A 12,594-nucleotide genomic window follows, 5' to 3' on the forward strand; every position below is an offset into this window, starting at 1 on the left:
TAATATAATATTATCATAATAATAAAAAATTATTAAGGGATGTGTTTATAATGGAAAAATATCCAAAGGCAATTGGACCTTATTCTGTATACCGTAAAACAGGTAATTTGATTTATACGTCTGGGCAGCTTCCAATTGACCCGGAAAGAAACGAATTTCCCAGCGATAAAATTGAAGATCAAACAAGACAATCTCTATTAAATGTAAAAGCAATACTCGAAGAAAATGGCGCGTCGATGGATGATATCTTAAAAACAACTGTTTTTCTAAATGATATGAATGATTTCAATGCCATGAATGAAGTATATAAAGAATTTTTTAGTTTTCCCTACCCTGCAAGAACAGCTGTTGCGGTTGAAAAACTGCCTAAAAACGCCTTAGTTGAAATAGAAGTTGTTGCGGTAATAGATAAATAAAAATGAAGCTGAACACAAAATTAATTCACGGTGATCCGTTGACTGATCTGCATACCGGAAGCTCATCCGTACCTATTTATCAAGCCTCTACCTTTCATTAATGCTTTGGATCATTTACAAGCAACGACTGTTTTACGGAAAAAAATATTATAAGGATTGGAAATTGCTTTATGGAGAAAATGATGATCGCCAATGTACCCACAAAGGTTGAAAGAGTGGATTTTTTCAATAAACACTTGAACAAATCAGTTTTTATCAAGCGTGATGACCAGACTGGAATGGGAACATCAGGAAACAAAATTAGAAAGCTGGAATATTTATTAGCGGATGCAAAAAACAGAAATTGTGATTATTTAATTACTAGCGGCGGGAACCAATCCAACCATGCGAGAGCGACTGCAGTTCTGGCGGCTAAATATCAGATGAAGTCCTTGTTGATTTTAAAAGAAAGTGAAATAAATAGGACGGAAGGAAATCTATTTCTTAATAAATTAGTAGGTGCAACAATTAAGCTGGCAAGTGAGGAAGAGTATCAAGATTTAACACCAATGATTGCAAAATTGAAGAAAGATTTGACTGATTCCGGACACAACCCTTATGTCATTCCGATGGGAGGCTCAAACGGCATTGGTGCTTTAGGGTATGTAGAAGCCTTCTATGAAATACTTCGTCAAGAACAGGAATTAGGATTAGTGTTCGACACGATTGTGGTTACGAACGGGTCAGGCGGTACCTATGCCGGTTTGTTATATGGAAATAAAGAAAGCAATCAAAATAAAACCATTATTGGCATTAGTGTATTAAATCAGAGGGAACAAGCGGTTCATGATCTATTACACATTTTAGAAGATATGAATCAATATAGAAACAATCATTTCAGTTTTTCGGATGAGGAAATCAACATTATTGATAGCTATATAGGTTTAGGTTACGGCAAGAGCCAATTGGATGAACTGAGATTCATAGAGAAATTTGCACAAGAAGAAGGGATTATCCTTGATCCGGTATATACCGGGAAGTCGATGTATGGTTTATACCACGAACTTAAGAATGAAAATCTTCAGGGAAGCCAAAACATATTGTTTATTCATACCGGTGGGATTTTCGGCTGGACGGATGAGAAGATTAATATGTTGTATGGAGCTGTTTAAAATTGTCCGTTGATTGGACATATCTCTGGATGTGTCCGGCGGACTTTTTAAAAAGTTTAATTGGATAATGTTATAGGTTTACGCGGAAATGTAAACGCATTCGCAGCAATTTTTAGAAAAATGAGGGATAAGCATGATTCACAACTTTGATGAAACGATTAATCGAATTGGCTCTGATTCCGATAAATGGGACAATGAAGGGAAAGGCGGCACATTGATTCCGCTGGGTATTGCTGATACCGATTACAAGGCACCACGTGAAGTATTAGATGTTGTAAGGGAAAAGGTGGATTTTGGCGTATTTGGTTATGGATATTTTCCGCGTAATCGATTTACTGATGCTATTAAAGGCTGGTATGGCCGCCATCATAAAATTGATATTAGGGAAGACGAAATTAGTTATGCGCCCGGATTAATGACAGGGGCGTTATGGATGTTTTTAGATGCTTATACCAATCCGGGAGACAAAGTAGTGATACAGCCTCCAGTCTACGCCACCTTTAAAAAGGTAATTGAGAATTTTAATAGAAAAGCAATTGACAATCGATTAATTTACCACAAAAGAGGTGGTTATCAGATTGATTTTGAAGATTTAGAAGACAAACTAAAGATGCCCGATGTAAAAATACTCCTTGTATGTAATCCTGCCAATCCAATTGGGCGGGTATGGACAAAAGAGGAAATGAAGAAAATGTATGATTTATGCCGCGAGAATAACGTGATGATTATAAGTGATGAAATTCATAGCGACATGATTCATAAAGGGTTGCCTTTTCACTCCTTTTTAGAGATTTGTGAGGAAGAGGATCAACATGTTGTGGTGATGAACTCTCCAAGTAAAACCTTTAATCTAGCCTCCTTTTTTAGTGCTTATGTGATTGTAAAGAATAAAAATATGAAGAAAGCATTTGATGATATTTACGCAAAATATCACTTTGATTATAACTATTTAGGGGTTGAGGCTTTAATCACTGCTTATAATGAATGCGATTATTATGTGGATGAATTGAATGCTTATTTACAAAGCAATATTGATTTTTCGATTAACTATATCCATCAACATTTACCAAAGTTAAAAGTTCAGTATCCTGATTGTTCCTATTTGTTATGGCTTGACTGTGAAGGGCTGGGCCTCACCGGTACGGAATTGGCTGAATTTTTTACGAATGCAGGGGTTAGGGTCAATGATGGGAGTTCGTATGGAAAAGATAATGGTAATTTTGTAAGAGTAAACATTGCTTGTACAAGATCTTTACTAGAGCGCGCATTGAAACAGATTAAGCTAAACTATGATAAATATGGTTTTTAAAAACTAATTGAATTGTGAGGTTGTGTGTATGGGGAATAAACCTGAAAATCAAGGAAATGCAACTGCCGAATGGGAAATAAAGTCTTATAAATTTCCGGTATCATTTAAATATGCAGCAGTTTCTGTCTTAATCTTTTTCGGCCTGCTGCTTACAGGAACACTTGGTTTTGGTGCATCTCTGGAATTAATGTTCTTGTTGTTATGGATTGTTGTGAGCCTGCTTGTCATGAAACTGGGATACAAATATAATGAGGTTCAAAATATGGCTTGGGAGATGGGGAAGCAATCTTTTGAGCCGAATACGATTATTTTAGTAGTTGGTGTCATGATTGCCACCTGGATGGCTTCCGGTACAATCCCTTATGTTATGTATTGGGGCTTAGAATTAATTTCACCGCAATACTTTTTAATCACCGCATTGATCCTTACATCTGCAACCTCTCTTGCAACTGGAACTTCATGGGGGACGTTGGGTACAGCGGGCTTGGCCTTAATGACAGTTGGTAATGCACTTGGAGTTCCCCAAGCAATGACAGCAGGTGCTATTATTTGTGGTTCCTTCTTCGGAGATAAATTGTCACCATTGTCTGATAGTACAATTTTAGCAGCTACCGTTGCTGGATCTAAAGTAATGTCACACGTTAAACACATGTTATGGTCAACTGTCCCAGCGTATATTCTAACAGCAATTATATTTATCATTTTAGGTTTAAAGTATGGAAAAGACGGAGCGAAGATACAGGAGATTCAACAAATTACTGGTGTAATATCAAAGCATTTCCATTTATCCTGGATTTCATTGATTCCTCTCCTTGTTGTACTAGTTATGCTCGTAAGGGGCATTCCAGCTATTGTTTCGCTGTTAATGGGAGTATTTAGCGGTATGGCTGTCGCTGTTTTTATTCAGGGATATAATTTAACAAAAATGTTTGATATCATGACCAATGGATTTGTGTTTCAAAGCGGCAGTAAGTTAGTTGACCCCATACTAAGCAGAGGCGGGCTCTACAGTTTAATGAGTTCATTCCTTGTTGTCCTTTTAGCCATGTGTGTAACGGGAATGTTGGAACAGTCTGGGATTCTGAGCGCTTTAGTTGAGCCATTGGTCAAACGAACCCACGGTTCTACATTTAGAATAACACTAGCTACAATGGTAATCGCATTAATCACAAATATGATTGGCTCATCGATGTTATTAACTGCAATTGTAGCGGGTTCACTTATGAAAAATGTCTTTAAAAATAATAATTTGGCACCGGAAAATCTTTCGCGTAATATCGAGGATGTTGGGACGATGGGCGCACCGGTTATTCCGTGGAATTCCAACGCAATCTATTGTTCGCAGATGTTGGGGGTATCGCCATATGCCTATTTCCCATATGTCTTTCTAGCCTTCTTTGTCCCATTATTTGATTTAATTTATGGTGCCACTGGATTTGCAATAAAGAAGTTAAAGCAGGAGAAGCTTGAGGATGTTGAAACAACATCTAAAGCGATCTAAGTAAATGAGGTTTTATATAGGCGATTCCTGATAACATTTATAGGAATCGCCTTTTCATATTGGTAAGTTGTCCTGGTACATGTTTTCTTAGTTTTAAAAAATTTTTCTCAAACGTGATAGGAAATAGGAATGATTAACCTATAAGAGGCTGAAAAAATAGTGATTTTTCAAGGAATTAAAGATTGGCACGAATATTGCAAGTTAATATTCATGACTAAGAGATAAGGGGGGAAAGAGATGTATAAAGCTGTTATTCTAGGGACTGGACCTGCTGGGTTAACCGCTGCAATTTATTTAGCACGTGCTAACATAAGTCCTTTGGTCATTGAAGGGCCTGAACCAGGGGGGCAATTGACATTGACAACAGATGTCGAGAATTTTCCTGGTTTTCCTGAAGGGATTATGGGACGAGAGTTGATGCAGAACATGCGAAAGCAAGCTGAGTTTTTTGGAGCAAAGTTTAAAAGAGGTTGGGTTAAAAAAGTCGACTTTTCCAATAACCCTTTTACCTTAACGGTGGAAGGAATAGGGGAGCTTAAAACGCAATCATTAATCATTTCAACGGGAGCTTCTGCGAAACTTTTGGAAATTCCGGGGGAAAGAGAAAATATTGGCCGTGGGGTAAGCACCTGTGCAACATGCGATGGATTTTTCTTTAGAGGTAAGAAAATTATCGTTGTCGGCGGCGGAGATTCTGCTATGGAAGAGGCAAACTTTTTAACGAAGTTTGCTTCGGAGGTTCGGGTTGTCCACCGCAGAAAGGAACTTCGCGCTTCCCAAATTATGCAAGACCGTGCCAGAAGGAATCCAAAAATTACATGGAGCTTAAATTCCATTCCTGAAGAAGTGATCGCAGGGGATCGACATGTTACTGGCTTGAAAGTAAAAAACAGCGAAACAGGAAAAGAGGAAGTTCTGGAAACGGATGGTATTTTCGTTACCATCGGCCATAAACCGAACACAGCATTTTTAGACAATCAAATCAAAACGGATGATATGGGATATATCGTGGTGAATCCTGGTACCACCGAAACGAATATTCCAGGTGTATTTGCCTGCGGAGATGTTCAAGATCATAAATACCGCCAAGCCATTACGGCTGCGGGTAGTGGTTGTATGGCTGCTCTGGATTGCGAAAAATATCTTGATGCAAATGAATTATATAGTGAAAACAATCAATCTATCATTGAGAAACAAATATAGGGAGGATTTTAATAATGAAAGAGATTAAAACAAAACAAGAGTTTGAAGAGGCGATTTTATCAACAAAACCAGTTATGGCCAAATTTTATGCCGAATATTGCCCTGACTGTCAGCATACCGATTTATTTATGCCTATCTTGGAAGAAGCATATAAAGAAAAAGTAGACATGATTGCAGTAAATCGTGAACATTTTCCAGAGGTATTAGAGAAGCTGGATGTGTACGGAATCCCAAGCTTTATTGCTTTTCAAGAAGGGAAGGAACTGAACCGCTTTGTAAGTAAACTTGGAAAAAGTCAGGAAGAGGTTGAACAGTTTCTTAATCAAATTGTAGAGGCAAGTGGAAAACTGGGATAGAAAATCCTTACCTGGAGCCAACTTTTTTTATAGAACCTATACAGCTTTTGAGTTCGAAAGTTCTGCTTTTGATGAACCTACTTTCATAGGTAAGGACCGGTACCCCTAAGCTGCGGAAGATTGGAAAACTCAATATTCGGCACTTTCCAGTAAAAAGTTAGAACAAAAAAATCTTATCAATTTACCCTAGGATTGCAAATTCAATTGCAATCCTTTTTTTAATAATTAGGAAAAAATTTTTCAAAACTAGGAATCGAAAAACAGTACGGAACAGCAGTTTTACACTATATTCATAGCGGAAATGATAAATTTCCATCTTATTTGGAGGTGAGAAGGTTGAATGAACAATGATTTTATTTTGGCATAATACTTGCATTAATAAAATTGAAAAGGGAGGTGGAGGAAATTAAAAAAACGGAGCTTGAATCTGCGTAAATGCAGGTAACTGGAGGAGGGGTTATATGACTGATTTGACAGACTACAAAGTGATTATTGTTGGCGGCGGAAGTGCCGGTATTACAGTGGCAGCACGTCTATTAAAAGAATCGCGGGTTCTTTATGGGAAAATTGCCATTATTGACCCTGCTGAAAAACATTATTTCCAGCCACTATGGACACTGGTTGGTGGTGGGGTTGTCGATAAAAAAGTAACTGAGAGAGAACAGTCCACTTTAATTCCAGATGGCATTGCATGGATTAAAGAGCCGGTTGAAGCGTTTTTTCCAGATGAACAGTCAGTTGTAACAGCTTCGGGCAGCAAACTGAGTTATGACTTTTTAGTGGTGGCAGCAGGTATTCAAATCGACTGGCACAAGGTGAAAGGTTTAAAAGAGAGCATTGGCAAGAATGGCGTTTGCAGTAATTACTCTTTCGATTATGTCGAAAGTACTTGGGAAAATATCCGCAATTTCAACGGCGGGAATGCCATCTTTACAAATCCGAATACACCGGTTAAATGTGGTGGTGCACCACAAAAAATCATGTATCTTGCGGATGATTACTTTCGAAAATCAGGGGTTCGCTCGAATTCCGCTATCCACTTTTTCTCGGGAGCGGGGAGTATCTTTGGAGTCCAAAAATACGCGGATACATTGAACAAAGTAATTGAAAGAAAAGGAATTGAAACGCATTACCTGCACAATTTAGTGGAAATAAATGCACCGCAAAAAAAGGCCGTTTTTAAAAACCTTTCGACGGATGAATTAGGAATGGTCCCCTATGATATGATTCATGTCGTCCCGCCGATGAGTTCGCCTGATTTCATTAAGAACAGTCCATTAGCCGAAGATACTGGCTGGCTGGATGTGGATCCATATACATTGTCCCATAAAAAATATGGAAATGTCTTTGGAATAGGTGACTGTACCAATTTACCAACATCAAAAACGGGTGCCGCTATCCGCAAACAAGCTCCGGTTCTTGTTCAGAACTTGTTATGTTTAATGAATCAAAAAACAGGTATGCAAAAGTACAACGGCTATACTTCGTGTCCGCTCGTAACCGGATATGGAAGCTTAGTTTTAGCAGAGTTTGATTATGAATCTAAGCCGGAGGAGAGCTTTCCTTTTGATCAAGCAAAGGAAAGATACAGTATGTATCTATTAAAGAAGCAGATACTCCCCATTGTATATTGGAACGGAATGCTAAAGGGCCTGCTATAAAAAAATATGTTAGTGAGAGATGATTATGCAGAAAACCACTATTGATCACTTATCTGAACTCCAACCATTACTTTCATTATTGAGTCAGAAGGAAATACAAAACAGTTTAATCCAAACACTGGAAAAACTACCCGAACTTGTTGACCAGTATTCTGCCCTAGAACGAAACATCACTTTTATAAAATCCGTTCTGAATGATAGAGAATCGATGGAATATTTATTGGGAGGAATAGATGATGAAATCGGGAAATACATTCCCACCAAAGATTCATTGGAAGCATTGATGGCACTGGTCCATAACCTTCCGAGATATACTAGGTACTTGTCAATGTTAGAACCAATTATGGAATTCCTATTATCGACATCCCGTGATCATGAGTCCGGTGATTATTTATCACAAGAAATCGCTGGTCCAATCCAGCAAAAGGTTGAAAATGGTTGGGATTTGATTCTACGGGCAAAAAAAGAAGCGGACAAAGACCATTCACCCGTGACCATATTTACCGTATTCAAATTAATGAAAGAGCCTGCTGTTCAGCGGAGTATTCATTTTGTTAAAGCACTTTTGACCATTACTTCTGAACCTAAATCAAAATAATCTCCTTTTTAAGGAGTGTTCATTCTCAATTAATCTTTTGTGACCTGCGGGTTTGACTAATGGGTAAAAGAGAATAATAAAGCATTCAATTCCACGGTGCTTACGGCTAAAGGGAAAAAGATGACAAGCCTACACCCCTATTGCGATCGTAACCAGTGCATCGCGGAATGAAAAAGGAGTTAGGAAATGACGATTCTTCAATGGATTCTCACAGTTGCTTCAGGTGGTATTATTGGCTTTACTTTAGGGCTTATTGGCGGCGGCGGTTCCATTTTAGCGGTTCCTCTTTTGCTTTATGTGGTCGGGGTGAAAGACCCGCATATTGTGATTGGGAGTACAGCCCTTGCCGTTTCCATTAATGCCTTCTTGAATCTTATCCCTCATTCACGCGCAGGCCATGTCCACTTAAGACCGGCCATCGTATTTGCTATACCAGGTGTGGTTGGGGCCTTCTCTGGTTCTTATCTTGGTAAGCTTTTACCGAGCAAGCAATTGCTGTTTCTCTTTGCCTTACTTATGATTTTTATGGCCATTAAAATGATCCTGCCTAAAAAGACTGTAAAACAGGCAGCAAATATTGAAACAGAAGGTATGAGGTAAATGGATAAATTCAATGGAAAAAAGTTAACCCTATTCGGTGTTATGACAGGATTGGCATCAGGATTTTTTGGCATTGGCGGCGGGTTTTTGGTTGTTCCCTCCTTACTGGCTGCCACAAACATGGCAATCGTTGAAGCAATAGGTACATCTTTGTTTTCTGTGGGAATTTTTGGGATTACAACGGCGTTAAATTACAGCCTTTCTGGATTGGTTAATTGGTTCGTTGTACTGGCACTTGTATGCGGCGGATTTATAGGGGGAATCTTTGGTACGATCGTTGCAAAGCGTTTAAGCAAACAACGACAAGCCCTTAACTATATATTCTCTGCTGTTGTCATAACCGTAGCCATCTATATGATCATTAAAAATGCCGACGCCCTGAATTTATGAATCTGTAATTGATAGAGAAAATAGCTAGGAATAGGTTTCACAATCATACTTTTCTAGTTTATTTTGAAGATGTGATGATCGAAATAGAGGCAATCGCGAAGAAATAATTTTTGTGGTGATCAACGATTCCCTAACATAGGTAATCTTGGGCCAATTTTTTAGCCTCGCGATCTGCCTAAGTCACCTATGAAACTTTACGATCATACATAGTTCCTTCTTTATGGCTCCTTGGTAGGACTAAATGAAAGCGTTATCGTATCATTCTCTTTGCATCTTATGCTCCAGTGTCGCCTTGTATGTGATGACGATCCCTGGATTAAACAAACTCCTTTTCATACGGATGACCGTTGCAATGATTATTTGCCTATTGATTTTGTATACGGCTAAATGGCTTTATAATTTTTGCAATATTTTATTATTTTTGAAAGTAATTTTATAAAATCGGAGGTACTTATATGGGTAAACCGGCACTTAAATTGAATTTTATCCCTACCAAGGAAAAATCAAATGGACAGCAGTTACACCGCAGTTTACAGTCCAGACATTTAACGATGATGGCGATCGGCGGTGCAATCGGAACAGGGTTGTTTGTATCAAGTGGATCAGCGATCAGTAAAGCAGGACCCGGTGGAGCGCTCGCAGCCTACATACTAGTGGGAATCATGGTGTATTTTGTCATGAATAGTTTAGGTGAACTGGCATCATTTTTACCTGTGCCGGGATCATTTGAAACCTATGCAACAAGGTACGTAGATCCTGCCTTCGGATTTGCTTTAGGATGGAATTATTGGTACACCAATGCCATTACGATTCCGGCCGATCTCTCAGCAGCTGTTCTAATTATGAAGTATTGGTTTCCAGACTCATCTGCCCTATTATGGAGTACGATCTTCTTAGTAATATTACTGGCTCTAAATCTACTATCTGTTAAGGGATATGGGGAAAGTGAATATTGGTTTGCAGGTATTAAGGTTGTTTCGATTATTTTGTTTTTAATCATCGGAACAGCTATGATTTTCGGGATTATGGGAGGGCATACTGAGGGTTTCAGTAACTTTACAAAAGGAGATGCCCCATTTCACGGCGGATTTCTAGCATTCTTTAGTGTGATCCTTATTGCCGGTTTTGCCTTCCAGGGGACCGAGGTGATTGCAACAGCTGCCGGTGAAACGAATAATCCATCTAAAAATGTTCCTAAAGCCATTCGAACCATTTTCTGGCGGATCCTTATTTTCTACGTATTAACCATATTCATTATTGGTTTGATCATTCCTTATACGGATCCCAATCTGCTTAAAACGGGTATTAGCAATGTTGCGATTAGTCCATTCACCCTTGTTTTTAAACGAGCCGGCTTAGCGTTTGCCGCTTCGGCCATGAATGCCGTTCTTCTTACTTCTATTTTATCTGCAGCAAATACCGCCATGTATGCATCTTCACGTATGCTTTGGGCATTGGCGAAAGAAGGAAAAGCTCCCCGCATGTTTGCGAAGGTTAATTCCCGTGGGATTCCAATGGCTGCATTAATGGTATCTGTCATCTTTGGGTTTATTTCGTTTTTGTCATCTATGTTTGGAAGCGGTTCCGTTTTTATGTGGCTAGTGGCGACTTCCGCTATGACCGGATTTATTAAATGGTTCGGGATCGCTGTCAGTCATTACCGCTTTCGCAGGGCCTATATTGCTCAAGGAAAAGATCCTAGTCAACTTCCGTTTAAAGCTAAATTTTTTCCATTAGGTCCAATGATCACCTTCTTGTTCATTATTGTGTTAGTCCTTGGCCAAAATTTATTTACTGAAGGCAAGATTGATTGGGGAGAGACCATTGCTAATTATATCGGCATTGTTCTCTTTGTAGTTCTTTGGATTGGTTATAAAATGATTAAAAAAACAAAGGTTATCCCTCTTACGGAATGTGATTTTAAGAATCGCGAGTAAGATGATTCCTGCATAGTTCAATTATGTAATTATCCTTCCTTTACTTTTATGTACAAGGAAGGATTTTTTTTTCGAATGTGAGATAGATTTTATCAGATTTGCTAAGATTCCAGCAAAAGCAATGGGCTCTTCCCATGAATGAAAATGATTAAACAGTGTTGTATCAACAAAAACAACACCATCACTGGTTCATTAAGTGGAATTTTTAGTTTGGCACGATTTTTGCAATATAGTTTGGTGTAAAAGTTAACGAATAGGGGGAGCGAAATGAAATACAACTTCGATCAGGAAATTAACCGGATGAAAACAGCCTGCGAAAAGTGGGATGACCTTGAGACGCGCTTTGGTGTGAATGATGTCCTCCCCATGTGGGTGGCTGATATGGACTTTAAGGCACCACCTGCCGTGATTGAAACCTTAAAGGAAAGGGTAGAGCATGGGATCTATGGGTACACCTATCGCCCGGACTCATATTTTGAAGCGATTGTGGATTGGGTGTCTCGAAGGCATCAATGGTCCATTCAAAAGGAATGGATCACCCATAGCCCTGGCGTTATTCCGGCCTTGGCCTTTCTTCTGCGGTCATTAACCCAGCCTGGTGATAAGATCATCGTTCAATCACCGGTTTACCACCACTTCTTCCGCGTGATTGAATCGCAGGGACGTACGGTTGTAAACAACCCTCTTTCCTATGAGGATGGACGATACACGATGGATTTTGCAGATTTAGAGGCTCAGATTGATTCGTCCGTTAAAATGTTAATCCTTTGCAGCCCGCATAATCCGGTGGGAAGGGTCTGGACACGTGAAGAGCTTACACTTCTTGGGGAAATCTGTCTTAAACATAATATTTTGATAGTTTCGGACGAAATTCATTTTGATCTCGTCTACAACGAGTATAAACACGTACCAATCGCTTCGATCTCAGAAGCGCTGGCCAAGCAGACCATTACGTGCTTTTCACCAAGTAAGACTTTCAATATTTGGGGAGTTCAAACCTCTGTTGTCATTATTCCAAATTGTGATTTGAGAGAACGCTATAATCGTGAAATCAACAGTATGGCGATTGGATGGGCAACACCGTTTGGTATAGCAGCTTTGGAGAGTGCCTATCGATTCGGGGAAGAATGGCTGGATCAGCTAATTGATTATTTAAAAGGAAATGTTGATTTTGTTGAATCGTATTTACAAAACAATATCCCTCAAATCAAACTTGTCAAACCGGAGGGGACGTACCTGCTTTGGCTGGATTTCCGGGAACTTGGATTCTGTATGGAAGAATTAGATCAGTTTATGCTGCAAAAAGCAAGATTGGCCTTGAATGAAGGTCACATTTTTGGCCAAGGTGGAGAAGGCTTTATGAGAATGAATATCGCATGTCCCCGCACTACGTTGGAAAAAGCTCTACTCCAGTTAGAACGAGCAGTCAAGCAACTTTCCCCAATAGGAAAGTAAAACATCAGAATATTGAG

General features: G+C 39.1%; 10 protein-coding genes and 1 pseudogene. All 11 read left to right on the forward strand.

Annotated features, from left to right (window positions below):
* Nucleotides 1–50 precede the first annotated feature (50 nt).
* The 11 genes and pseudogenes from BIV60_RS14900 (at nt 51) to BIV60_RS14950 (ending at nt 12,577) form a co-directional block, all read left to right on the forward strand.
* Nucleotides 51–416, forward strand: a complete 366-nt coding sequence (locus BIV60_RS14900; protein WP_071356516.1) for a RidA family protein — start codon at nt 51–53, stop codon at nt 414–416.
* A gap of 170 nt (nt 417–586) precedes the next feature.
* Entirely contained in the window at nt 587–1,567 is a 981-nt protein-coding gene (locus tag BIV60_RS14905; RefSeq protein ID WP_083402265.1) for a 1-aminocyclopropane-1-carboxylate deaminase/D-cysteine desulfhydrase, read from the forward strand.
* A gap of 133 nt (nt 1,568–1,700) precedes the next feature.
* Entirely contained in the window at nt 1,701–2,876 is a 1,176-nt protein-coding gene (locus tag BIV60_RS14910; RefSeq protein ID WP_071356518.1) for a MalY/PatB family protein, read from the forward strand.
* Between the two features lie 28 nt (nt 2,877–2,904).
* Nucleotides 2,905–4,377 (forward strand): Na+/H+ antiporter NhaC, encoded by a 1,473-nt coding sequence (nhaC, locus tag BIV60_RS14915; RefSeq protein WP_071356519.1) that lies wholly within the window; start codon nt 2,905–2,907, stop codon nt 4,375–4,377.
* A gap of 237 nt (nt 4,378–4,614) precedes the next feature.
* The gene (gene trxB / locus BIV60_RS14920) at nt 4,615–5,580 is read left to right on the forward strand and encodes a thioredoxin-disulfide reductase (RefSeq protein ID WP_071356520.1); all 966 of its coding nucleotides are present in this window, start codon (nt 4,615–4,617) and stop codon (nt 5,578–5,580) included.
* Between the two features lie 14 nt (nt 5,581–5,594).
* Nucleotides 5,595–5,936: a thioredoxin family protein gene (locus BIV60_RS14925; RefSeq protein WP_071356521.1), complete on the forward strand. Its 342-nt coding sequence runs from the start codon at nt 5,595–5,597 to the stop codon at nt 5,934–5,936.
* A gap of 461 nt (nt 5,937–6,397) precedes the next feature.
* Nucleotides 6,398–7,597 (forward strand): FAD/NAD(P)-binding oxidoreductase, encoded by a 1,200-nt coding sequence (locus tag BIV60_RS14930; RefSeq protein ID WP_071356522.1) that lies wholly within the window; start codon nt 6,398–6,400, stop codon nt 7,595–7,597.
* 25 nt (nt 7,598–7,622) lie between these two features.
* Nucleotides 7,623–8,195, forward strand: a complete 573-nt coding sequence (locus BIV60_RS14935) for a hypothetical protein (RefSeq protein WP_071356523.1) — start codon at nt 7,623–7,625, stop codon at nt 8,193–8,195.
* Between the two features lie 186 nt (nt 8,196–8,381).
* Nucleotides 8,382–9,185 (forward strand): annotated as a pseudogene (locus BIV60_RS14940) (sulfite exporter TauE/SafE family protein).
* Nucleotides 9,186–9,640: 455 nt separating this feature from the next.
* Nucleotides 9,641–11,122 (forward strand): amino acid permease, encoded by a 1,482-nt coding sequence (locus tag BIV60_RS14945; protein WP_071356524.1) that lies wholly within the window; start codon nt 9,641–9,643, stop codon nt 11,120–11,122.
* Between the two features lie 267 nt (nt 11,123–11,389).
* Nucleotides 11,390–12,577, forward strand: a complete 1,188-nt coding sequence (locus BIV60_RS14950; RefSeq protein ID WP_071356525.1) for a MalY/PatB family protein — start codon at nt 11,390–11,392, stop codon at nt 12,575–12,577.
* The last annotated feature ends 17 nt before the right edge of the window (nt 12,578–12,594 follow it).

It is taken from the genome of Bacillus sp. MUM 116 (assembly GCF_001866655.1).
In the GTDB taxonomy this organism is placed as follows: domain Bacteria; phylum Bacillota; class Bacilli; order Bacillales; family Cytobacillaceae; genus Neobacillus.

What these genes read in the sequence shown, in the direction of transcription:
- BIV60_RS14950 (WP_071356525.1), top strand. Translation starts at nt 11,390, where the DNA reads ATGAAATACAACTTCGATCAGGAAATTAACCGGATGAAAACAGCCTGC.
- nhaC (WP_071356519.1), top strand. Translation starts at nt 2,905, where the DNA reads ATGGGGAATAAACCTGAAAATCAAGGAAATGCAACTGCCGAATGGGAA.
- BIV60_RS14905 (WP_083402265.1), top strand. Translation starts at nt 587, where the DNA reads ATGGAGAAAATGATGATCGCCAATGTACCCACAAAGGTTGAAAGAGTG.
- BIV60_RS14945 (WP_071356524.1), top strand. Translation starts at nt 9,641, where the DNA reads ATGGGTAAACCGGCACTTAAATTGAATTTTATCCCTACCAAGGAAAAA.
- BIV60_RS14900 (WP_071356516.1), top strand. Translation starts at nt 51, where the DNA reads ATGGAAAAATATCCAAAGGCAATTGGACCTTATTCTGTATACCGTAAA.
- trxB (WP_071356520.1), top strand. Translation starts at nt 4,615, where the DNA reads ATGTATAAAGCTGTTATTCTAGGGACTGGACCTGCTGGGTTAACCGCT.
- BIV60_RS14910 (WP_071356518.1), top strand. Translation starts at nt 1,701, where the DNA reads ATGATTCACAACTTTGATGAAACGATTAATCGAATTGGCTCTGATTCC.
- BIV60_RS14935 (WP_071356523.1), top strand. Translation starts at nt 7,623, where the DNA reads ATGCAGAAAACCACTATTGATCACTTATCTGAACTCCAACCATTACTT.
- BIV60_RS14925 (WP_071356521.1), top strand. Translation starts at nt 5,595, where the DNA reads ATGAAAGAGATTAAAACAAAACAAGAGTTTGAAGAGGCGATTTTATCA.
- BIV60_RS14930 (WP_071356522.1), top strand. Translation starts at nt 6,398, where the DNA reads ATGACTGATTTGACAGACTACAAAGTGATTATTGTTGGCGGCGGAAGT.